Annotated in this window: 21 protein-coding genes; 4 read left to right on the top strand and 17 right to left on the bottom strand. The window is 72.0% G+C overall.

The features are described 5' to 3' along the window. Window positions 1–4: 4 nt before the first annotated feature. On the top strand, window positions 5–907 hold the full coding sequence (locus tag AB0K03_RS15740; RefSeq protein ID WP_364684763.1) for an A/G-specific adenine glycosylase: 903 nt from the start codon (window positions 5–7) through the stop codon (window positions 905–907). A 112-nt stretch (window positions 908–1019) separates the two neighbouring features. Here the strand turns inward: AB0K03_RS15740 and AB0K03_RS15735 are convergent, their stop codons facing one another. From AB0K03_RS15735 to AB0K03_RS15690, 10 genes are all read right to left on the bottom strand, one after another. Further along, entirely contained in the window at window positions 1020–1484 is a 465-nt protein-coding gene (locus AB0K03_RS15735) for a diadenosine tetraphosphate hydrolase (RefSeq protein WP_364684761.1), read from the bottom strand. A 266-nt stretch (window positions 1485–1750) separates the two neighbouring features. Beyond that, window positions 1751–4273 (bottom strand): ATP-dependent Clp protease ATP-binding subunit, encoded by a 2523-nt coding sequence (locus tag AB0K03_RS15730; protein WP_364684759.1) that lies wholly within the window; start codon window positions 4271–4273, stop codon window positions 1751–1753. A gap of 385 nt (window positions 4274–4658) precedes the next feature. Next, window positions 4659–5012, bottom strand: a complete 354-nt coding sequence (locus tag AB0K03_RS15725; protein ID WP_199510239.1) for a histone-like nucleoid-structuring protein Lsr2 — start codon at window positions 5010–5012, stop codon at window positions 4659–4661. Between the two features lie 685 nt (window positions 5013–5697). After that, window positions 5698–6459, bottom strand: a complete 762-nt coding sequence (locus AB0K03_RS15720) for a type III pantothenate kinase (RefSeq protein ID WP_364684757.1) — start codon at window positions 6457–6459, stop codon at window positions 5698–5700. 638 nt (window positions 6460–7097) lie between these two features. Next, window positions 7098–7952 (bottom strand): carboxylating nicotinate-nucleotide diphosphorylase, encoded by an 855-nt coding sequence (nadC, locus tag AB0K03_RS15715; RefSeq protein ID WP_364684755.1) that lies wholly within the window; start codon window positions 7950–7952, stop codon window positions 7098–7100. Between the two features lie 25 nt (window positions 7953–7977). Continuing rightward, entirely contained in the window at window positions 7978–9624 is a 1647-nt protein-coding gene (locus AB0K03_RS15710; protein ID WP_364684753.1) for an L-aspartate oxidase, read from the bottom strand. 62 nt (window positions 9625–9686) lie between these two features. Then, entirely contained in the window at window positions 9687–10610 is a 924-nt protein-coding gene (locus AB0K03_RS15705) for a septum formation family protein (RefSeq protein WP_364684751.1), read from the bottom strand. Between the two features lie 84 nt (window positions 10611–10694). After that, the gene (panD, locus tag AB0K03_RS15700) at window positions 10695–11123 is read right to left on the bottom strand and encodes an aspartate 1-decarboxylase (protein WP_364684749.1); all 429 of its coding nucleotides are present in this window, start codon (window positions 11121–11123) and stop codon (window positions 10695–10697) included. After that, window positions 11123–11956, bottom strand: a complete 834-nt coding sequence (panC, locus tag AB0K03_RS15695; RefSeq protein WP_364684747.1) for a pantoate--beta-alanine ligase — start codon at window positions 11954–11956, stop codon at window positions 11123–11125. Before panC ends, panD begins: the two co-directional genes overlap by 1 nt. Further along, window positions 11953–12828 (bottom strand): Rossmann-like and DUF2520 domain-containing protein, encoded by an 876-nt coding sequence (locus AB0K03_RS15690; RefSeq protein ID WP_364684745.1) that lies wholly within the window; start codon window positions 12826–12828, stop codon window positions 11953–11955. Before AB0K03_RS15690 ends, panC begins: the two co-directional genes overlap by 4 nt. Before the next feature lie 129 nt (window positions 12829–12957). On the opposite strand from AB0K03_RS15690, the gene AB0K03_RS15685 reads away from it, so the two are divergent. Both AB0K03_RS15685 and AB0K03_RS15680 read left to right on the top strand, forming a co-directional pair. Then, complete coding sequence (locus AB0K03_RS15685) at window positions 12958–13926, top strand: SAM-dependent methyltransferase (RefSeq protein ID WP_364684743.1); 969 nt, start codon at window positions 12958–12960, stop codon at window positions 13924–13926. Window positions 13927–13947: 21 nt separating this feature from the next. Continuing rightward, the gene (locus AB0K03_RS15680; RefSeq protein ID WP_364684884.1) at window positions 13948–15072 is read left to right on the top strand and encodes an NADH-quinone oxidoreductase subunit D; all 1125 of its coding nucleotides are present in this window, start codon (window positions 13948–13950) and stop codon (window positions 15070–15072) included. 21 nt (window positions 15073–15093) lie between these two features. Here AB0K03_RS15680 and AB0K03_RS15675 read toward each other — a convergent pair whose 3' ends face one another. The 4 genes from AB0K03_RS15675 to AB0K03_RS15660 form a co-directional block, all read right to left on the bottom strand. Then, entirely contained in the window at window positions 15094–16485 is a 1392-nt protein-coding gene (locus AB0K03_RS15675) for a hypothetical protein (protein WP_364684741.1), read from the bottom strand. A 188-nt stretch (window positions 16486–16673) separates the two neighbouring features. Continuing rightward, on the bottom strand, window positions 16674–17672 hold the full coding sequence (locus AB0K03_RS15670) for a glycine betaine ABC transporter substrate-binding protein (RefSeq protein ID WP_364684739.1): 999 nt from the start codon (window positions 17670–17672) through the stop codon (window positions 16674–16676). 228 nt (window positions 17673–17900) lie between these two features. Further along, window positions 17901–18614, bottom strand: coding sequence for an ABC transporter permease subunit (locus AB0K03_RS15665; RefSeq protein WP_364684737.1), 714 nt, complete (start codon window positions 18612–18614; stop codon window positions 17901–17903). Beyond that, entirely contained in the window at window positions 18611–19333 is a 723-nt protein-coding gene (locus AB0K03_RS15660; protein WP_364684735.1) for an ABC transporter permease subunit, read from the bottom strand. Before AB0K03_RS15660 ends, AB0K03_RS15665 begins: the two co-directional genes overlap by 4 nt. Before the next feature lie 2 nt (window positions 19334–19335). On the opposite strand from AB0K03_RS15660, the gene AB0K03_RS15655 reads away from it, so the two are divergent. Beyond that, the gene (locus AB0K03_RS15655; RefSeq protein ID WP_364684733.1) at window positions 19336–20349 is read left to right on the top strand and encodes an ABC transporter ATP-binding protein; all 1014 of its coding nucleotides are present in this window, start codon (window positions 19336–19338) and stop codon (window positions 20347–20349) included. Between the two features lie 147 nt (window positions 20350–20496). On the opposite strand, the gene AB0K03_RS15650 is transcribed toward AB0K03_RS15655, so the two are convergent. Genes AB0K03_RS15650 through AB0K03_RS15640 form a run of 3 tightly spaced genes read right to left on the bottom strand, consistent with a single transcriptional unit; the run spans window position 20497 to window position 22620 of the window. Further along, window positions 20497–20988, bottom strand: coding sequence for a hypothetical protein (locus AB0K03_RS15650; RefSeq protein WP_364684731.1), 492 nt, complete (start codon window positions 20986–20988; stop codon window positions 20497–20499). A 53-nt stretch (window positions 20989–21041) separates the two neighbouring features. Further along, window positions 21042–21338: a hypothetical protein gene (locus tag AB0K03_RS15645; protein ID WP_364684729.1), complete on the bottom strand. Its 297-nt coding sequence runs from the start codon at window positions 21336–21338 to the stop codon at window positions 21042–21044. Window positions 21339–21366: 28 nt separating this feature from the next. After that, the gene (locus AB0K03_RS15640; protein WP_364684727.1) at window positions 21367–22620 is read right to left on the bottom strand and encodes an ABC transporter permease; all 1254 of its coding nucleotides are present in this window, start codon (window positions 22618–22620) and stop codon (window positions 21367–21369) included. Window positions 22621–22635 lie beyond the last annotated feature (15 nt).

The raw sequence follows: 22635 nt of genomic DNA, 5'->3' as shown, positions 1-22635 counted from the left end.
GGTTATGACGCTCGCCGACTCAGCCATCCAGTGGTACGACGACAACGCCCGCGACCTGCCCTGGCGGGTGCCCGGGACCACCCCGTGGGCCGTGCTGGTGAGCGAGGTGATGCTTCAGCAGACCCCGGTCGTCCGGGTCGAGCCGGCCTGGCACGCCTGGATGACCCGCTGGCCCACCCCGGCGGACCTGGCGCAGGATCCCCCGTCCGAGGCGATCCGGATGTGGGGGCGGCTGGGCTACCCCCGCCGCGCGATGCGCCTGCACGCCTGCGCGGTGGCGATCGTGGAGCGGCACGGCGGGCGGGTGCCGGACGACCTCGACCAGCTGCTCGCGCTGCCCGGGGTGGGTACGTACACAGCGCGGGCGGTGGCGACCTTCGCGTACGGCCGGCGTCACCCGGTCGTGGACACCAACGTCCGCCGGGTGGTGGCCCGAGCGGTGGCCGGCGATCCGGACGCCGGCCCGACGACCACCGCCGCCGACCTCACCGCGACGGCCGAGTTGCTCCCCGAGGAGCCGGCGCGGGCGGCGAAGGCGAGCATCGCGTTCATGGAGCTGGGCGCGATCGTCTGTACGGCACGGTCACCGCGCTGCCCGGAATGTCCGCTGGAGAGCATCTGCGCGTGGCGCCGCAGCGGGGCCCCGGCGCCGTCGGGCCCGACCCGCCGCCCCCAGAAGTACGCCGGCACCGACCGCCACGTCCGCGGCCTGCTCCTGGAGGTTCTCCGGCACGCCACGGGGCCGGTGCCGCGGCAACGGCTCGACGCGGTGTGGGCGGACGACGTGCAGCGGGCCCGCGCGCTCGCGGGGCTGGTCACGGACGGGCTCGTCGAGCCGCTCGACTTCGACGCGGACCGCTTCGTCCTGGCCGGCGATCATCCGCCCCGGTATCCCGCCCTGCCTTAGAAACCCGCTTCGGCCGCAGACCCGGGGGCAAGCGGCCTGCCCGCTTCGGCCGCAGACCCGGGGCAAGCGGCCTGCCCGCTTTCGGCCGCAGCCGCGGGCAAGCGGCCCTGCCTTAGAGCCCCCTCAGGTGGCGGGTGACAGCTGCGCGGAGCGTGTCGTGCGCCGGCCCCAACGCCCACGCCGGATCCCGCCACCGCTCCCGCGGGTACGACCACACCGGCCGGCGCCGCAGATCAGCCGGCTCCCAGTCGTACCGGGGCCAGACATGCGCGTGCAGGTACGGGTCGGCGTTGCCGAGGATCTCCAGGTTGATGCGGCGGAATCCCGGGTCGAGCTCCGCGCAGGCCCGCTCCACGGCGGACCCCAGCCGGTCCATGCTCTCCAGGTACGCCATCCGCCGGCCGCGGGGCAGGTCGCTGAGCCGGGTCACCGCCGGATCGTCGGTGAGCAGGACGCAGTAGCCGGGCAGCCATTGCACGTCGCCGATGACGGCGAAGCTCTCGGGCAGCCGGGCGAGCACGGTCGGGTTCGCTCCGCGGTGCGCGGAGCCGATGCGGTCGTCACGCCAGTCGGTCACGCCCTCATGCCTACCGGCTCCCGGCAACTCCGCGCAGTCGTCAGCGGCATAGGTGGTCGCCGGGCTTGAGAACCGCAAGGGCGTGGACCGCCGCCGCCGGGCTCCCGATCGCCGCCGTCGGGCGGGCGTCAGGCGGGCGTCAGGCGGCCGTCGGGCGGGCGTCCGCACCGGCTGGAGCGGCGCCGGCCGGCACGGACGAGCCTTGACACGAAACGGCCCGGCGCCGTAGCGCCGGGCCGTTTCCCAGTCGTGCCGTCAGGCGACGATCACTCGTCGGCCGCGGCCGCGCCGAGGTCCGCCGGGACCGCGTCGGGGACCACGGATCCCCGGTCGGCGCCGGTGAAGGTCAGCTTGGACTTGTCGATGTTCTCCGGGTCGCCCTCGCAGTCCACGACGACGATCTGGCCGGGGCGCAGCTCGTTGAAGAGGATCTGCTCGCTCAGGGTGTCCTCCAGGTCCCGCTGGATCGTCCGGCGCAGCGGCCGGGCGCCCAGGACCGGGTCGAAGCCCTTCTTCGCCAGGTACTTCTTCGCGTTGTCGGTCAGCTCGAGGCCCATGTCCTTGTTCTTGAGCTGGGTCTCGATCCGGGACGTGAAGATGTCGACGATCTCGAGGATCTCGTTCTGGCGGAGCTGGTGGAAGACGATCGTGTCGTCGATGCGGTTGAGGAACTCCGGGCGGAAGTGCTGCTTCAGCTCGTCGTTGACCTTGACCTTCATCCGCTCGTAGTTGGACTCCTCGGCCTCGGAGGCCTGGAAGCCCAGCGACACCGCCTTGGCCACGTCCCGGGTGCCCAGGTTCGTGGTCAGGATGATGACCGTGTTCTTGAAGTCCACGATGCGGCCCTGGCCGTCGGTCAGGCGACCGTCCTCCAGGATCTGCAGGAGCGTGTTGAAGACGTCCGGGTGGGCCTTCTCGATCTCGTCGAAGAGGACCACGGAGAACGGCTTGCGGCGCACCTTCTCGGTCAGCTGGCCGCCCTCGTCGTAGCCGACGTATCCGGGGGGCGCACCGACGAGGCGGGACACCGTGTAGCGGTCGTGGAACTCCGACATGTCGAGCTGGATCAGGGCGTCCTCGGAGCCGAACAGGAACTCCGCCAGCGCCTTGGAGAGCTCGGTCTTACCGACACCCGAGGGGCCGGCGAAGATGAACGAGCCCGAGGGGCGCTTGGGGTCCTTCAGGCCGGCCCGCGTACGCCGGATCGCCTTGGAGACGGCCTTGACCGCGTCCTCCTGGCCGATGACGCGCTTGTGGAGCTCGTCCTCCATGCGCAGCAGCCGGGAGGTCTCCTCCTCGGTGAGCTTGTACACCGGGATGCCGGTCCAGTTGCCCAGGACCTCGGCGATCTGCTCGTCGTCGACCTCGGACACGACGTCGAGGTCGCCGGCCTTCCACTCCTTCTCCCGCTGCGCCTTCTGGCCCAGCAGCTGCTTCTCCTTGTCGCGCAGCTGCGCGGCCCGCTCGAAGTCCTGCGCGTCGATCGCGGACTCCTTGTCGCGGCGCACCTGGGCGATGCGCTCGTCGAAGTCGCGCAGGTCCGGCGGCGCGGTCATCCGGCGGATGCGCATCCGGGCGCCGGCCTCGTCGATCAGGTCGATCGCCTTGTCCGGCAGGAACCGGTCGGAGATGTACCGGTCGGCCAGCGTCGCCGCGGCCACCAGGGCGGCGTCGGTGATGCTGATCCGGTGGTGCGCCTCGTAGCGGTCGCGCAGGCCCTTGAGGATCTCGATGGTGTGCGCCAGCGACGGCTCACCCACCTGGATCGGCTGGAAGCGGCGCTCGAGGGCGGCGTCCTTCTCGAGGTGCTTGCGGTATTCGTCCAGGGTCGTGGCGCCGATCGTCTGCAGCTCGCCACGAGCCAGCATGGGCTTGAGGATGGAGGCGGCGTCGATCGCGCCCTCGGCGGCACCCGCACCCACGAGGGTGTGGATCTCGTCGATGAACAGGATGATGTCGCCGCGGGTGCGGATCTCCTTGAGCACCTTCTTGAGGCGCTCCTCGAAGTCACCGCGGTAGCGGGATCCGGCGACCAGCGCACCCAGATCGAGGGTGTACAGCTGCTTGTCCTTGAGCGTCTCGGGCACCTCGCCCTTGACGATGGACTGCGACAGGCCCTCGACGACGGCGGTCTTGCCGACGCCCGGCTCGCCGATCAGCACCGGGTTGTTCTTGGTACGGCGGGAGAGCACCTGCATGACCCGCTCGATTTCCTTCTCCCGGCCGATGACCGGGTCGAGCTTGCCCTCACGGGCGGCCTGGGTCAGGTTGCGACCGAACTGGTCGAGCACCAGCGAGGTCGACGGCGCTGCCTCGCCCGCCGCCGCGCCGGCCGCGGCCGGCTCCTTGCCCTGGTAGCCCGAGAGCAGCTGGATGACCTGCTGACGGACCCGGTTGAGGTCGGCACCGAGCTTGACCAGCACCTGGGCGGCGACGCCCTCACCCTCACGGATCAGCCCGAGCAGGATGTGCTCCGTGCCGATGTAGTTGTGGCCGAGCTGCAGGGCCTCGCGCAGCGAGAGCTCCAGCACCTTCTTGGCCCGCGGCGTGAACGGGATGTGCCCGCTCGGCGCCTGCTGGCCCTGACCGATGATCTCCTCAACCTGCTGCCGGACCCCCTCAAGGGAGATGCCGAGGCTCTCCAGAGCCTTCGCGGCAACACCTTCGCCCTCGTGGATCAGGCCGAGCAGGATGTGCTCTGTCCCGATGTAGTTGTGGTTGAGCATCCGGGCCTCTTCTTGGGCCAGGACGACAACCCGTCGCGCTCGGTCGGTGAACCGCTCGAACATGCCCTCGTGCTCCTCACGTGCCGTGCGCCAATGCTGAGCCTGTCTCAACAGCTGGCGGGGCCAGCGCACGGGCATCGGTGATACCCGTGCTGTAACTCTATCGCCGCCGGAGGCCTCCGCTGGGCCCTCGAGCCCTCTCAGGAGGTCCTGCGCCGATGATTTCCCCAACTTCGCACGCTCAGGGCCTGTTCCCCACCCTTGCGGAGTACGCGCACAGCGAAATCGTCGGCACCGCCGAAGGCTGCCGCACAGCCGTCCACAGCCTGTGGACAACGTCGTCCACGCCTGTGGATAACCTACGCATGCCGGGCGGCGGAAGAGCGAAAAGCAGCAGGGTCCGCAGCGCCGGAGCGCTGCGGACCCTGTGGAGAGCGGTGGGTGCGGCTCAGCGGCCGGGACCCTTGGCGTGGAATTCGTCGACGATCTCCTGCGGGATGCGACCCCGGTCGGAGATCTCCTTGCCGTTCTTCTTCGCCCACTCGCGGATGGCCTTGTTCTGCTCGCGGTCGGCGGTGGCGCCGCCGCGTCCGCGGGCCGCCCGGCCTCCCACGACCACCCCGCCGCGGGCGACCTTCGACCCGGCCGCGACGTACGGCGCGAAGACGTCGCGCAATTTCGCCGCGTTCTTGTCGGACAGGTCGATCTCATACTGAATGCCGTCGAGGGCGAACTTGACGGTCTCGTCGGCGTCACCGCCGTCGAGGTCGTCGACCAGCTTGTGAATGATCTGCTTGGCCACGGGCCGTTATCCTCCCGAACACAGGTTCTCTCGTCAGGCAATCCTCTGCCGAGAACAATAACGCTATGCCCGCGCGTTGCGTCAATGTGGGGCCGATATCCACGGGGCGAAGGACAACGGCGCTGTTTCGGCGAATGCCCCGGCGGTGCAACACCGGGCATCGCCGGGCGGATTCCAATAGTCGCGGCCCGCGCCCGGATTCGTCGTGCCGGCCCCGGAAAACGCCGGCGAGACCGGGCCGCCGACCCGGAAAACGCCGGTCCGCGGCGCTACGAACGGCCATGACGCGCACCGGGCCACGACGGTCGCGCGTCATTGCGGACGCCCGCCGAACGCGGCCGGCCCCGTAAAGGTCCAGCTTTTCGACCGTCCGCACCGGTGGCGCACGAAAGCCGGTGACGGATTGTCACTTCCGGCCGACGGCGCTCTCCGGGCCCGTCGAACCAGGTCACGACGAGTGATCCGGCGGTTGCGGTCGCACCGGGAATCGCTCCGGCGGCCCGGCGCAAAACGCGCGCCGCCCACGCTTCGCGACGCTCGTCGAAATAGCGTCGGCCGCGGATACGCCGATAGAGATCTATATCGAGCGCGTCGCTGTGCGTCACAAACGGCAGGCGGCCGGCCTTCGCCAAGGCGCCAATTGCAGGGAACAACGGTGCGCGGCCCGTACTGCGCTAGTCGGGCATCAAGCTACATTCCGCTCATACACCATGCGGAGTCCGATCAGCGTGATCATCGGCTCGTGTGCGGTGATGGTGCGGCATTCGTCCTTCACCAGCCAGGCCAGGCCGCCGGTCGCGATCACCGAACGGACGGAGCCCAGCTCGGCGGTCATCAGCTCGACGATGCGGTCGACCTGACCGGCGACGCCGAAATAGAGACCGGACTGCAGGCATTCGACCGTGTTCTTGCCGATGACGGAGCGCGGCCTGGCCGGTTCCACCTTGCGCAACTGGGCGGCCCGGGCGGCGAGCGCGTCGAACGAGATCTCGATTCCGGGCGCGAACGCCCCACCGAGGAATTCGCCCTTGGCGCTGATCACGTCGAAGTTGGTGGTCGTCCCGAAGTCCACCACGATCGACGGGCCGCCGTACAGGGCGTGCGCGGCCAGGGTGTTGACCACCCGGTCGGCGCCGACCTCCTTCGGATTGTCGATCGCGAGCTGCACGCCGGTCTTCACACCCGGCTCCACGATGACGTTCGGCAGATCGCCGTAGTAACGCGCGAGCATCGTGCGCAGCGAGCGCAGCGCGGCGGGCACGGTCGAGCACGCGGCCACCCCGGTGATCTCCACGGCGTCGCCGGCGAGCAGCCCCCGGAACATGAGGCCCAGCTCGTCGGCGGTGGACCGGGCGTCGGTCTTGATCCGCCAGCTGTGCACGATCTTGTCGCCGTCGAAGGTCGCCAGAACGGTGTTCGTGTTGCCGATGTCGATGCACAAAAGCACGATCAAACCCTAACTGCCGAGGGTACGGGCGTTGGCGTCAGCAACCGCAACGGCGCCTCCAGCCCGCACAGAGCCACGCACCGCGCCGCCCCGCCCAGCCCGAAAGCACGCACCGCGCCGCCCAGCCCGAAAGCACGCACCGCGCCGCCCTGCCCAGCGGAGCACCCAGCACGCGGCCCCGCCCAGCGGAGCTCCCAGCATGCCGTCCCGCTGAGCGGAGCATCCAGCACGCCCCGCTCAGCGGAGCACCCAGCAGGCCACCCCGCCCACCGGCTCCCAGGGCGCCGCCCCAACCGGCTTCTCCGCGCGCTGCCGAACCGACCGGGGTTCCCATCGGACTGCCCTGCCCAGCGGACCGCCCCGCCGCGCGGGGCGCGCGGCCGGCGAAGCCGCCGAGGCCCGCAAGCCCCCGCGAGACCCGCAAGCCCCCGCGAGGCGTCACTCTGCCGGCCGAAAGCCGCGGAGGGTGCGGTCCAAGCTGGCCGGGTCGACGGCGTAAGCGCCCGGCCCGTCCAGACGGAGCCACGCGTCACGTCGCGCCTCCCAGACAAAGCCACCGCCGCGCCTACCGGCCAAAGCCATCCGCCGCTCCGCCTGGATAGAGACGCTCATGCCGCTGCGCCGGCTGGACGGCGGTGTCAGCCGACGCGGAGATCCATTGCGATGTCGAGGATGGGCGACGAGTGGGTCAGCCCGCCCACCGACAGGTAGTCCACGCCCGTCGCTGCGTACGCGGCCGCCGTCTCGAGGGTCAGGTTGCCCGTGGCCTCCAGCTCCGCGCGTTCGCCGACCTTCTGCACCACCGTACGCAGCAGCTCGGGCGGCATGTTGTCGCAGAGCAGGAAGTCCGCGCCCGCCTCGACCGCCTCCTGCGCCTCGGCCACGGTCGTCACCTCGACCTGCACCGGCACGTCCGGGAACCGCTCGCGGACCAGCCGGTACGCGGCCGCGATGCTGCCGGCGGCCAGCTTGTGGTTGTCCTTGATCATCGCGACGTCGTACAGGCCCATGCGCTTGTTCGTGCCGCCGCCGACGCGCACCGCGTATTTCTCGAGAGCGCGCAGGCCGGGGGTCGTCTTGCGGGTGTCCAGCACGATCGCCTTGGTGCCGGCGAGCTCGTCGGCCCACTTGCGGGTGTGGGTCGCCACCCCGGACATGCGGCACAGCAGGTTCAGCGCCGTACGCTCCGCGGTCAGCAAGGACCGGGTGGGACCGGTGACCACGGCGAGCACGTCGCCGCGGGCGACCCGGGTGCCCTCCGGGACGCGCTGGTCGAACGACGCCGTCCCGCCCGAGGTCACCGCGAACACCTGGGCGGCCACAGGCAGTCCCGCCACCACGCCGGGCGCCCGGGCGACCAGCTCGGCGGTGTCGACCTGAGCGGCCGGGATGGTCGCCTCGCTGGTGACGTCGCGCGGCGGGTCCCCGAGGTCTTCGGCGAGCGCCGTGTAGACGACCCGCTCCACCTCGGCCAGGTCCAGGCCCTCGCTCATCGCGATCCCCTCAACGACAGGTCCGTCATGCCATCTCCTCGAAGGTCTGGGTCAGCACGCCCTTGGCGTCGATCGAGTCGAGCAGGTGCCCGCGCCACTCGTCCGCGGCGTTGGGGTAGTCCTCACGCCAGTGGCAGCCGCGCGTCTCCCGGCGCTCGTACGCCGAAGCCACCAGCGCCGTCGCGACGGTGAGCAGGTTGGTCGACTCCCACGCGGCGTTGTGCGGGCGGCCGTGCTGCTCGCCGAGGCGGGACAGCTCCTTGGCCGTGGCCGTGAGCGAGTCGGCCGAGCGCAGCACGCCCGCGCCGCGGGTCATCGCGCGCTGCAGCTCGCCGCGGATCGCCGGGGCCACCACCCAGCCGGGGTCGCCCGCGGCGGGCCCCGGGTCGGCCTGCGGCGGCAGGTCGCGGGCGATGTCGTCGGCGATGCGGCGGGCGAACACCAGGCCCTCCAGCAGCGAGTTGCTGGCCAGCCGGTTGGCGCCGTGGACGCCGGTGCAGGCGACCTCGCCGCACGCGTACAGGCCGCGGATCGAGGTGCGGCCGTGCAGGTCGGTGCGGACGCCGCCGGAGGCGTAGTGGGCCGCGGGCGCCACCGGGATGAGGTCGGTGGCCGGGTCGATGCCGGCTCCGCGGGTCGACGCGACGATGGTCGGGAACCGCTTCTCGAGGAACTCCCGGCCGAGATGCCGCGCGTCCAGGTAGACGTGGTCGGCGCCGGTGGCCCGCAGCACCCGGTGGATGCCCTTGGCCACCACGTCCCGCGGGGCCAGCTCGGCCAGCTCGTGCTGCCCGACCATGAACCGCTTGCCGGACTCGTCGACCAGGTGGGCCCCCTCGCCGCGCAGCGCCTCGGAGATCAGCGGCCGCTGCACCGACGTCACGCTCGCGGTGACGAACGAGGTGGGGTGGAACTGCACGAACTCCACGTCGGTGACGGTGGCGCCGGCGCGCAGCGCGAGCGCGACGCCGTCGCCGGTGGAGACGGCCGGGTTGGTGGTGGACGCGAAGATCTGACCCATCCCCCCGGTGGCCAGCACGACCGCGCGGGCCAGGATCGCGCCGACGCCGTCCTCGCTGCCCTCGCCGAGGACGTGCAGGGTCAGGCCGCAGGCCCGGCCGTCGGCCGTACGCAGCAGGTCGAGCACGAGCGCGTGCTCCACGAGGCGGATCCACGGGTCGCGGCGCACCGCCGCGTGCAGGGCGCGCTGCACCTCGGCGCCGGTCGCGTCGCCGCCCGCGTGCACGATCCGGTCGGCGCGGTGCCCGCCCTCGCGGGTCAGCATCAGCGACCCGTCGTCGTTGCGGTCGAACTCGGCGCCGATGCGCATGAGCTCCTTGATCCGCGCCGGGCCCTCCTCGACCAGGACGCGCACGGCGGCCGGGTCGCAGAGCCCGACGCCGGCGATCTCGGTGTCGAAGGCGTGCGCCTCCGGGCTGTCCAGCGGGTCGAGCACGGCCGCGATGCCGCCCTGGGCCCAGCGGGTCGAGCCGTCGTCGATGTTCACCTTGGTGACGACGGTGACGTGCAGACCCTGCTCCCGCAGGTGCAGCGCGGCGGTCAGGCCCGCCACACCCGATCCGACCACCAGCACGTCGGTGGACTCGGTCCAGCCCGGCTCGGGGGCGGCCAGGCGGCGGGGAAGCGCCGGCAGATCGGCGAGATGCGACATGGGCTCAGTCAACCTCGCGGGTACGACGAAATCACGGCCGGGGAGGCAAGAAGTGCCAGAGGTTACTGGTACTGGACAGGAAGCGCCTTCTTGCCCTTGCCCTTCAGGGACGAGGTGAGCGTCGTGGTGTCCACCCAGAGGTAGCAGCGCACGCCCCGCTCGCCCAGCGCCCAGACGTCGTCGCCGGCCGGCAGCGAGATCACGCCGGCGCGGTACTGCAGGTCGGCGTCGTCGGGTACGCCCACGTACGAGGCGATGAGCCGGCGGCAGCCGTCGTGGAAGTCGTTCCACTGCTGGTCTGTCTTCGGGTACGCGCGTTCGCCGGCGTTCCACACCCCGGCGAACTCGGCGTTGTGCCGTGACGTGCAGGGCGCCGCCGGCATCCTGCCGATCTTGCCCTGGGCGTCGAGCTGGACGGCGTAACAGGTCAGCAGCAGCGACGAAGCGCGATCCTTGAGCGCGTCCCGGAGGCTGCCCAGCCGCTGGACCAGGCCACCGTCGTCCTCGACCGAGCTGCTCTCGACGACCTCGCACCGGAACCAGCGGGCGCCACCCGCCCACGCGGCCCGCGTCGGCTGGGTCACCCCCACCCACAACCGGGCCGTCCGCCACGGGCCGCCCACGTACGCGCTGGTCTTCTGATCGCAGACGGCGTACGCGGCCCGCGCCCCGGCGGAGTCGTCGGCGGGCGGGGTGGGCGCCGCAGCGGCCGGATTCGGGTACGTGCCGACGTAGACCGTCTCCGTACGGTGCTTGACGTCGCAGTCGACCTCCTCGTACGAGGCCCGCGGCCCGAACGTGGAGAAGTTCGCGAGGTGACACGTCCCGGCGGTGGGGGTGAACCCGGTCGGTACGCCCATCGCCGCCCACCCGTTGGTGAGGTTGCCGTCGACTCCGCCCGGATTGCCGCACCCGGCGGCCAGCAGCACGAGAGTCAGCGCGGCGGCGAGCCCCCACCGGCGTCTCCGCACGGCGAACCCACCCATGGTCCCGAGCCTCCGAAGCGCCGCCAGCTGTCCGATTTGCCGATCATATGGCAATAGTCGGACTCACCCGGGCGCTTCGAAGGCTCAGTTGGCCGAGAGCGTGAGATCTCCCCGTACCAGGTCGTCGGCCATGCCCGCGACGGCCGCCGCCGGGTCCGCGCCCAGCTCGATGATCGAGTTCCGCGCGTCGACGTGCACGATCCTCGGCTGGTAGGAGCGCGCCTCGGCCGACTCCATCTGCCCGTACGAGATGAGGATGACCAGGTCGCCCGGGTGCACCAGGTGGGCCGCCGCGCCGTTGATGCCGATGACGCCGGTGCCTCGTTCGCCCGGGATCACGTACGTCTCGAGCCGGGCGCCGTTGGTGACGTCCACGATCGCGACCTGCTCGCCGGGCAGCAGGTCCGCCGCCTCCATCAGGTCCAGGTCCACCGTCACGGACCCCACGTAGTGCAGGTCCGCCTGGGTCACCGTGGCCCGGTGGATCTTGGACTTGAGCATGGTACGGAGCATCAGGCGGCCTCTCCCAGGAGCAGCGGAACGTTGTCGATCAAGCGAGTGGTGCCGACCTTGGCGGCCACGAGCAGGCGCGCCGGGCCGGTGGTGGGCGCGGGGCCGAGCAGCGGGTCGGTGAGCGCGAGGTAGTCCACCTGCACGCCCGGCTCGTCGCGCAGGATCTTGGTGGCGGCCTCCAGCACGCGCTGGCCGTCGATCTGCAGCGCGCCCTCGCGCAGGGCGTGCGACAGGGCGAGCGCCGCCTGCCGCTGCTCCGCGGAGAGGTACCGGTTGCGGCTCGACAGGGCCAGCCCGTCGGCCTCGCGGACCGTCGGTACGCCGACGATCTGCACACCGATCTCGAGGTCGGCCACCATGCGCTTGATCAGGGCGAGCTGCTGGTAGTCCTTCTCACCGAAGAACGCCACGTCGGCCCGGGTGAGGAGCAGCAGCTTGGCGACGACCGTGAGCATGCCGGCGAAGTGGCCGGGGCGGCTGGCGCCCTCGAGGATCGTGCCGACCGGGCCGGCGTCCAGCGTCACCGACGGCGTGCCGCCCGGGTACATCTCGTCGCGGTCCGGGGCGAACACGAGGTCGACGTGCTCGGCCGTGCACGCCTCGACGTCGGCCGCGAGCGTGCGCGGGTACTTGTCGAAGTCCTCGTTCGGGCCGAACTGCAGCGGGTTCACGAAGACGGTGACGATCACGTAGTCCGCCTGCTCGCGGGCCTCGCGCATGAGCTGCCGGTGCCCCTCGTGCAGGGCCCCCATGGTCATCACGACGGCGAACCGGCCGGGCGCGGCGGCCCGGGCGGCGGCGAGGTCGGCACGGGTGTGGATCAACTTCGTCATGACGGGCTCCCCACGGTCGCATCGGCAAGGACGTCCAACAGCAGTGCCGCGTCCTGCGGACGCAGGCGGCCCGCGGCGATGGCCCGGTCGGCGGTGCGCCGGGCGAGGGCCAGATAGGCCGGCGCGGACGCCGGCGTCAGGCGGTCGAGATGCTTGCGTACGGTGCCCGCGTCGCCCCGCGACACCGGGCCGGTCAGCGCGGCGTCACCCAGGCTCAGGGCGTTGCCCAGCGCGGCGTTCAGCAGGGGTGACAGGACCGCGGCCGGCTCCCGTACGCCCGCGGCGCGCAGCAGGTCGGCGGCCTCGTTGACCAGCGTGACCAGGTGGTTGGCGCCGTGCGCGAGAGCCGCGTGGTACACCGGCCGGGCGTCCTCGGCGACCCACTCCGGGATGCCACCGAGATCGGCGACCAGGCGAGCGGCGAAGGCACGGTCGCGGGCGGTGACCCCCCAGGCGATGCCGGGCAGCCGGTCGAGGTCGGCGTCCGCGCCCGTGAAAGTCATCGCCGGGTGCAGCGCGAGGCCGTCGACCTCGCCGAGAACCGCCAGGCCGTGGGCTCCGGAGGTGTGCGCGACGACCGTACCCGGGGAAAGGGCGCCGGTCGTGGCGAGACCGGCCACGACGCCGCCGAGCGCGTCGTCGGGGACGGCCAGGAGCAGCAGGTCGGTGGCGGCCCGGGCGACCTCGTCGGCGGGGAGGATCTCGGCCCGCGGCAGCAGCCGCCGGGCCCGTTCGCGGGAGGCGGCCGAGACGGCCGCGGTGGCGACGACGTGATGCCCGGCCGCGTCGAGGGCGGCGCCGAGGACGGCTCCGACCCTTCCCGCGCCGACCACGCCGACGACCAGGGATGTCGCGCGCGTGACTGCGCTCATGTGTGGATCCAGTCCTCGTGAAGGGGTACCGGTCGAGGCCAGTATGCGCCGATGTAACACGCTCGTGACAAGAGCGTGTGAACAACGGCACCGCCTAGATTGACCCGTGTGACGAGGGTGGGTTGGCGGATGGCCATGCAACACGCGCTGTACGGGCCTGAGGGCTTCTTCACCAGCGCGAACGACGGTCCGGCGGACCACTTCCGGACGAGTGTGCACGCCTCCCCGCTCTTCGCCGGCGCGCTTCTGCGGCTGATCGAGGCGGTCGACGCCGCCCTCGACCGGCCCCGCGTCCTGCAGGTCGTCGACGTGGGCGCCGGCCGGGGTGAGCTGCTCACCGCGCTGCGGGCCGCGGCCGGCGGGACCGAGCTCGGCGACCGGTTGCAGCTCACCGGGGCCGAGGTGGCGCCGCGCCCGGCCGGGCTGCCGGCGGACATCCGCTGGCGGCGGGACGTGCCCAGCGGCGTCGTCGGGCTCCTGCTGGCCACGGAATGGCTGGACAACGTGCCCCTCGACGTCGCCGAGATCGACGCGGACGGCCGGATCCGGCGGGTGCTCGTCGACCCGGCCGACGGCAGCGAGTCGCTCGGCGGTGGCATCGACGCGGCGGACCGGTTCTGGCTGGCCCGGTGGTGGCCCGGCGCCGCGCCCGGCGACCGCGCCGAGATCGGATGGCCGCGCGACCTGGCCTGGGCGGAGGCGGTGTCATCGGTACGCCGGGGATGCGCGCTGACCGTGGACTACGGGCACCTGCGCGACTCCCGGCCGCCGCTCGGGACGCTCACCGGGTTCCGGGGCGGCCGGCAGGTCCCGCCCGTGCCGGACGGGAGTTGCGATGTCACGGCACATGTCGCCCTCGACGCGGTCGCGGTCAGTGTCGGGCAGCCGTACCGAATAATCACCCAGCGGGAGGCGCTGAAAGCGCTCGGTGTCGACGGCGCGCGACCGTCTCTGGATCTTGCCCGTAGCGACCCGGCGGGCTATCTGCGCGCCCTGAGCGCGGCGGGTGCGGCGGCCGAACTGACCGATCGCGACGGGCTCGGCGCGCACTGGTGGCTGCTGCACGAGGTGGGGATCGACCTTCGTGGGAGCATCTAGACCGTGAGTGACTTGCGGGAGATGACGGTCGGGACCGGCGCCGGGCTCGACACCGCCGACATGGTGCTCAACATCGGTCCGCAGCACCCCTCCACGCACGGCGTGCTGCGGCTCAAGCTCAAGCTCGACGGCGAACGCGTGGTCGAGTGCGAGCCGATCGTGGGCTACATGCACCGCGGCGCCGAGAAGCTCTTCGAGGTACGCGACTACCGGCAGATCATCGTGCTCTCCAACCGGCACGACTGGCTGTCCGCGTTCTCGAACGAGCTCGGCGTCGTGCTCGCCGTCGAACGCCTCATGGGCATGGAGGTGCCCGAGCGCGCCACCTGGCTGCGCATGGTGCTGGCCGAGCTGAACCGGGTGCTCAACCACCTGATGTTCCTCGGCTCGTACCCGCTGGAGATCGGCGCGATCACGCCGATGTTCTACGCGTTCCGCGAGCGCGAGACCCTGCAGGCGGTCATGGAGGAGGTCTCCGGCGGCCGCATCCACTACATGTTCAACCGGGTCGGCGGGCTCAAGGAGGAGGTGCCGGCCGGCTGGACCCGGCGCGCCCGCGAGGCGATCGCCCTGGTCCGCAAGCGGATGCCGGACATCGACAACCTGATCCGCCGCAACGAGATCTTCATGGCCCGCACGGTCGGCGTCGGCGTGCTCACCGCCGAGCAGGCCGCGGCCTACGGCGCGTCCGGCCCGGTCGCCCGGGCCAGCGGACTGGACATGGATCTGCGCCGCGACGAGCCCTACCTGGCGTACGACCAGCTCGACGTGCCCGTGGTGACGCGGACCGCCGGGGACTGCCACTCCCGCTTCGAGGTGCTGCTGGAGCAGGTGTACGTGTCGCTCGACCTGGCCGAGCAGTGCCTCGACAAGGTCGACACCATCGGCGGGCCGGTCAACGTGCGGCTGCCCAAGGTGGTCAAGGCGCCGGAGGGCCACACGTACGCGTGGACCGAGAACCCGCTCGGCATCAACGGCTACTACCTGGTGTCCCGCGGCGAGAAGACGCCGTGGCGGATGAAGATGCGCACGGCGTCGTACGCGAACGTCCAGGCGCTGGCGACGCTGCTGCCCGGGTGCCTGGTGCCGGACCTGATCGCGATCCTGGGGTCGATGTTCTTCGTCGTCGGCGACATCGACAAGTAGCGTCCTGTCGCCGATCTCCGGTCACCAGCGGCGGTGCTCGGCCCGGTCGCGATTCGGTACGGCCAGCGGGTCGGGCCCGTAGACGTTCGCATCGTCGTACCGGTCGGCGCGGGCGGAGCCGTACGTGGTCGCCGAGCCGTAGGAGTGGGACGCCTCGTCCAGGCTGTCGCGGCCGTAACCGTATTGGCTGTCAGCGCCGTAGCCGTGACCGCCGCCGGCATAGCTGTCGGCGTCGTACCCGTCATCGCTCTCGCCGTAGGCCTCCCCGTAGCCGCCGCTGCCCTCGTCGTAGCGGCTGCTCCCGTAGGTGCCGGAGCCGTAGGTGCTCTGCCCGTAGACGCCGGGCTGCCGGTCGTCGCCGAACCCGTCGCTGTCGTAGCCGCCGAACTGTGGGCCGTCGCCGTCGTAGCTGCCGGGCGGGGAACCGTACGTTCCTCCCGCCCCGGACGGTCTGGCGATGCCGCCGGTGGTGAGGCCGTACCCGTGATCGCCGTCCGCGGCGGGCTCGTAGCCGCCGAACCGGGCGATGTCCGTGCCGGTGTCCGGCGCGGCGTGCCGGCGGGACGGGCGTGGTTCCGGCACGGGGATGTCCTGGCTGTTGTCCCACCCGTGGGCGGATTCCGGGGTCTGGTGGTGCGGCTCGGGGAACGCCGCGCCGCGCTGCCGGGGGAAGCCCGACGCCGAGAGAGGCCCGGTCGCCCGGGGCGCGGAGACCGAGGCCGCTGCCCTGGGTGCGGACACCGACGCCGTCGCCCGTGGCGCGGAGGCGGCCGCCGGCGCCCGCGGCCCGGAGACCGACGCCGTGGCACGCGGAGCGGACGCCGAGGCGCTCGCACGCGCAGCGGAGACCGGGGCGCCGGCGCGCGCAGCAGAGGCCGGGCCGTTGACGCGCGTAGCGGGGGCCGCGGCTCGGGGCGCCGATGCGGTGCCGGACACCGGAGCTGCCGCCGCGCTGCCCGGCACGACCGCACTCCCCAGCACCGCCGCGCTGCCGGCCTGCGCCTGAGCCTCCGGCCAACCGGTCTGTGACGGCACGAACTGGCCCGCCCGGGCGCCGGCCGGCACGCCGTCCGTGCGCAGCCGCGCCATCTCGTCCTCGAGCACCTGGACCCGGTGCCCGGTGGCCCGGGCGGCGGAGGCGATCTCGCCGCGCAGGTCCCCGCGCAGCGCGTCGACCTCCGCGGCGACGCGGTCCTCGACGTCCATCCTGAGCAGCACCGGATCGTTGCGGATCAGCATCGCGGCGCCCAGCAGGACCACACAGACGGCGATCAGCAGCACCGCGAAACGCACGGCGCCGCCGCTGCCGCCCACGAGCACGATGATCGCAGCGATCGGGGCCAGGCCGAGGCCACCCCAGATCAGCGCCCGCAGGAGGCGGGCGCTCTGCTGCTCGGGGTCCCGGTCAGACATGGCCGCAGATGCTACCGAGAGTCGCAGCGGTTATGAAACGGGCAGAGAACGGGCAGCGGCGGCCGGACGAAGCGTAACGGCAGGTGACGGCCGCATCGATGCATCGGAGAAAAACTTGTCTAACGCGAAGGCCGGCCCCGGCCGGGTGAACGACCGGGGCACGGTCCCGCGGGACGGGAAACCGGCGGTCAGCCGGCTGCCAGCGCGCCGTCCGAGCTGAACACCAGGCCGACACTGATCGTGCCCTGCTTCAGACCGGTCTTGGTCAGCGGCCCGCCGGCGTCCAGCGAGGTGAACTTGCCGGCCTGGAACGAGTACGTGTCGACGAGGCCCTGCTGGCACTTCGGGCGCTGCGGGCACTCCGGCGGCCCGCCGAGGACCGTGGCCGCCCCGGAGCACTTCGCGGCCAGGTCGGACAGCGTCTTCACGCCGTACTTGTCGGCGAACGCCTGGGTGGTGGCGAAGGCGTTCTGGTCCTGGGCGGTGGACGGGGTGCCGAACACCAGTCCCGCCTTCTCGCCGAGGGCCTTCAGGTTGGTCATCGTCGTGTCGAGGTCCGACGAGGACGGGTCCTTCGCGCCCTTGCCCTCGACCTTGCCCGACAGGAACGTGGCGAGGGTGGCCGCGTACTCGGGGACCACGTCGATCTCGCCCTTCTCGAGGGCGGGCTCGTACAGCTCGCGGTTGCCGATCTGCTGGACCTTCACCGTGTAGCCCGCGGCAGTGAGGACGATGTTGTAGAGCTCGCCCAGCGTGGCGTTCTCGCTGAAGTTGGCCGCGCCGACCGTCAGGTTGCCGCCGGAGCCCTTCTGGATGCCCGCGGTGAGGTTGTTCGCCGTGGCGAACTCCTGGGCGGCCGCCTTGGAGGACTTGCGGTCGATGTCGACGGCCTTGTTGAGCTCGATGAGCTTGGTCGTGTCGAGCGCGGCGGAGACCTTGTCGAGCGCCGCGACGATCTGGGGGGTCGAGGCCTTCTTGTTGATGGCCGGGACGATGTTGTCGGTGTTCTGCAGGTTCTTGTCGTCGGTGAGCACGACGAGCTTGTCACCGGCGACCGGGGCGCAGCCGGCGCCCGAGGCGGAGCTGGGCGGGGCCGCGGTGCCGGAGGAGCCGGACTCGCCGCAGCCGGCGAGGATGACGGCGGCGGTCATGAGGGTGCCGGCCGTCAGGAGCAGGTTTCGACGCATACTGCCGCCTTCTGTGTCCCGGCGCGGCTTGCAGGCCGTGCCGCGTGTCCGACGGGCAGTCGAAGATCCGATGCCCGCACTCTTCGGTTGTCGCACCGCTCCCGGGTGAGGAGCGGCACCGTCGTTCCTAACCCGGGGGTACGACAACTAATGCCGCCGCCCGATCGGCGTTGCGCATTCGTTACCAGGCCGGCGCCCATTTCCCCCTGAACGTGGCATACAGGCTGGCTAGCCCACCGGCGCGGCCTCGGACGGCCGGCGGCGCGCCCCCCGCAGGGCGGGCGGCGTCACGAGCCGTTGCACCACCGCGAGGAGCGCCTCGACGAGCAGCGCCAGCAGGGCCACGACGATGCCGCCGGCCACGATCTGGCCGCCACCGCCGTTGCTCATGCCCACGCCGAAGCCCGCCGAGATGATCTCGCCCAGCCCGCCGCCGTTGACGAACGCCGCCAGCGCGGCCGTCGCCACCACCTGCACTGCCGCCGTACGCAATCCGGCGGCGAGATAGGGCACGGAGAGCGGAAGCTCGACCTGCCGCAGCAACTGCCCGCCGGACAGTCCCATCCCCTTGGCCGCGTCGCGGGTCTCCGGGTCGATCTGCCGCAGCCCGGTGTACGCGTTGGCCAGCAGCGGCGGCACCGCGAACACCGCGAGCGCCACCACGACCGGCGGTTTGCCGAAGCCCAGCGGGGTGAGCGGCAGGATCGTGAGCAGGGCGAGCGTGGGGATGGCCAGGGTCAGGTTGGCGAGCGTGACGATCCCGCCGCCGCCCCGGCCGCGGTGCCCGAGCCAGATGCCCAGCGGCCAGCCGATCGCGCAGCCCAGCAGCACCGCCCACAGGCTGATCAGCAGGTGCTCGCCCAGCCGGTCCAGCAGGCCGCCCGGGTTCGTCCAGTTCAGGGGGTCGTTCAGCCAGACGAACCCCTCGCGGAAGTAGTTCACGATCGCCGCTCCCGGGCCCAGGGGGTCACCAGCCGGCCGAGCCCGGCGAGCACGAGGTCCAGCACGAGCGCGAGGCCCACGCACAGGATCGTGCCGGTCATGATCTCGGCCTTGTAGAAGTTGTTCCGGAAGCCACCGAGGATCATCTCGCCGAGGCCGCCCTTGCCGATCAGCGAGCCGACGGTGACCAGCGCCACCGTCGACACCGTGGCGAGCCGCAGTCCGGTGAGGATGCCGGGCAGGGCCAGTGGGAGCTCGATACGCAGGAGGCGACCGAGGCGCCCGTACCCCATGCCCGCGGCCGCGTCCCGCACCTCGGCGGGGACCTGGGTGAGGCCGGCGAGCGAGTTGCGGACCAGGACGAGCAGGGCGTACAGGACGAGCGCGATCAGGACGGACGTGTCGCTCGTCGTGCCCACCGCCGGCGCGACGAGCGCGAGAAGCGCGAGCGACGGAATCGTGTAGAGGACGCCGGAGAGTGCAAGAATCGGGCCGGTCAGCGGGCGCCACCAGTAGGCGACGACCGCGAGCGGCACGGCGACGACGAGCGCGATGATCACCGCGCGCGCGGTGAGACCCGCGTGGAACTGCAGAGCGGAGAGGATCTCGCCGGTGTTGTCGTGGACATAGCGCCAGGAGAACCACGGATTTCCCGGCCCGTCATCAGCGGGGGCGGCCAGGGGCCACGCAGGCGCCGGGGCCCTCGACAGGAAGGACATACGTGGACGCTACCGCGATCAACGACTCCGGCGCTGGCCGGAGCGCGGCGTCTATCACGCTCGAGAACGTGGGCAAGGTCTATCCCGACGGCACCGTGGCCGTCGGCGACATCAGCCTGGATGTCGGCGCCGGCGAGCTCGTCGTCCTCATCGGCCCGTCCGGCTGCGGCAAATCGACGATCCTGCGCATGCTCAACCGGCTGATCGAGCCCTCGAAGGGGCGCATCCTCATCGACGGCGAGGACGTCTCCCAGCGGGACGCCGTCGAGCTGCGCCGGCACATCGGGTACGTCATCCAGAACGTCGGCCTGTTCCCGCATCAGACGATCCGTACCAATGTCGGGACGGTGCCGCGGCTGCTCGGCTGGAACAAGAAGAAGACCCGCGCCCGCGCGGAGGAGCTGCTCGACCTCGTGGGCCTCGACCCGGCACGCTTCGGCGGCCGCTATCCGCACGAGCTCTCCGGCGGCCAGCGCCAGCGCGTCGGGGTGGCCCGGGCGCTCGCCGCGGACCCGCTGGTGCTGCTCATGGACGAGCCGTTCTCCGCGGTGGACCCCATCGTGCGGTCGCGCCTGCAGGAGGAGTTCCTCCGGCTCCAGGCCGCGGTTCGCAAGACCATCGTGCTGGTCACCCACGACATCGACGAAGCCGTACGGCTCGGCGACCGGATCGCGGTCCTCGGCGAGGGCGGCCGGCTGATGCAGTACGCGGCCCCGGCCGACCTGCTCAGCAACCCGGCGTCGGACGCGGTCAGCCGGTTCGTCGGCGAGGACCGGGGCATCCGCCGCCTCGCGGTCACCCGGGTGCGCGACTCCATGCGACCGCTCGGTCAGATCGAGGAGATCGACCGGCTGCCGACCGTGGACGCCGGCGGCACGCTGTACGACGCCCTCGGTGTGATGCTCACGAGCGACGCGCTGAACGTGGTCGTGGTCGAGGACGGGACGCCGGTGGGCACGATCGCCCGGTCGGCACTGTTCGACGTACCCGAGGAACGGGCCACGGCCCCCGCTTGAGACACACCGCAGCCCGGGCCGGGAGGGCCCGGGCTACGGCTCGGCGCGACTGCGAGGTGCCTCTGACGGGGGCTCGGGACACCTCCGCGCCTGTGAGTGCCGGACCTCTGGTGGCGGGGGCGTGCACCCGGCCCGGCAGGAGGAGGGCTAACGGGTGCCCCGGCGACCGCCGAGGGTGGCCAGGCCGATGATCCAGCCGACGAAGAGGCCGTACGTGGCTCCGTCGCCGGCCGCCCGGAACGCGCCCAGCAGCGTCGGGTTGGCCAGGAACAGCGTGGTGAGCAGCGCGGCGAAACCGCCTGCGAAGATGTACGACGCCCAGCCGGCGAAGAACTGGCTGATCGTGCCGCGCGCCCGGGCCAGCTGGGAGCCGGGCAGCAGGTAGAGGAAGAGCAGGGTCAGGACGACGACCAGGATCGCCTTCAGGTCGGCGATGATGATCGAGCGCAGCGAGTCGTCGGAGTCGAACTGCCAGTGCGGCCACGCCAGCAGGCGCAGCCACCATCCCCCGGCGGTGTCCGGGTTCGTGTTGTCCGCGGCCCAGTCGGCGTACCAGGGGCTGCCGAAGACCAGGACGAGTACGAGCGCGGCGAGCGTGCCCGCACCCGGCGCGGATTTGTAGCGGTTGGTGAGAGCCATGGCCCGCTAATTCCCAGCGGGCGCTCAGTTTCAAACGACGCGCATGGATGGCCTCAGGCCGGGTGCTTCTGCAGGTAGTCGATGAAGGCGGCGCGCAGCAGCGGCTCCTGGTCGCCGTACCCGTACCCGTGCCCGGTCAGCTCACGCCACAGCGCCATGGCCTCGTCGACGGTCGGGCCGACCGTGTTGGGGGCGCCGTCGAGCGAGGCGGCATCGTCCGAGTCCGGCAGGTGCTTGAGCACCGACCAGAAGAAGCCCAGGTCGCGGCGCTCGCGCGCCTTCGCGAAGGCGCGCTCGCGCAGCTCGTCGGTCGGCAGGGCGTCCAGCTCGGCGAAGGTCGCGTCGGTCATGCAGCCAGCATAGGGCGGCGGTACGCGGTCAGCGCCCGCTGCCCCACGGCCCGGAGTCCCACTGCTCGCTCGTCCGGCCCTGCGCCGGGGTGCTCGTCGGGGACCACGTCTCGGGCAGGTCCGGCGACCACGTGCCGCCGTTCGCGGCGGGCACCCAGTCGTCGCCCACACCGGGCGCGGGCAGCGGCCGCCCGTACGTCTCCACCAGCCGGGTGACGAGCAGCCCCGCGCCGACGAGCGAGGCGGCGATGGCGAAGAGCGCGATGTCGAAGTTGCGGCGGTCGGCGTAGTCGAGGAACAGCGCGACGCCGGCGACCGCCAGCAGCGTGCCGAAGATGCCGCCGCGGCGGCCGTACGCGCTCGTGCCCGCGAGCAGCGCCGTGCCCAGCGCGATGCCCGTCCACTCCAGGCCGGTGCCCGGGACGATCGGCGTGCTGGACTGGGCGGCCATCAGGGTGCCGGCGCCGACCGCGAAGACGGACGACAGCACCAGCGACGCGATCACCGGCACCGCCGCAGCACCGCCGCGCCGGACCGCCGGGTCACCCATCGGACGCCGGCGGCCGACCATGCGCCGGATCGACGTGACAGTGCCGAGCGCGCCGCCGATCACGGCGAGCAGCGCGAAGCCGCCGAAGAGATAGAACGCCTGATCGGCCGGGTCGTAGGTGCCCTGGACAGCCACGGGAGCCGTCCGCAGCTGGTCGTACACGATCACGCCCATGGCGGCGCCCAGCGACGCCACCCAGCCGGGCACGTGCAGGATCAGCACGAGCAGCGCGACCACGAGGCCGCCGGCGGCGGCGATCGCCACCGCCGGGATCATCGACTCGACCAGGCCCTTGTCACCGTTCTCGGCATAGTGCAGGGCGCCGGCCAGGGCGATGGGACCGATCGCGAGATTGGGTACGCCGGCCCGCAGCGTCAGCCCGGCGCCGAGGGTGAGCAGGCCGATCGTGGCGCCCGAGATGAGCAGCGTGTCGAGCGCGGGACGGCGCAGCGCCGCCGGATCGAGCCGGTAGAGCAGATAGGCGATGGCCGCCACGGCGAGCAGCAGCACGATCTCCCACCCGATGTGCACGCCCAGGCGGTCGCGCCCGTCGTCGCGCGCGGGGGACTCGGCGATCGGCTCGGTGATGCGGGTCCCGGAGTCGTCCGCGTCCAGGTCGCGCCGCCGGTTGCGGAAGTCGGTGGCCGCCAGCCCCGTCCGGTACGCCGCGGGATTGCTCTCCGCCTGCTCGTCACCGGTGTTCCGACGGTACGTGGTCTCGTCGTAGGCCATGTCGTCCACCTCCTT

The sequence above is a fragment of the Actinoplanes sp. NPDC049316 genome (assembly GCF_040677315.1).
In the GTDB taxonomy this organism is placed as follows: Bacteria; Actinomycetota; Actinomycetes; order Mycobacteriales; family Micromonosporaceae; genus Actinoplanes.
Note: the sequence above shows the minus strand (reverse complement) of the source record. Positions and strands in the feature narration are given on the sequence as shown.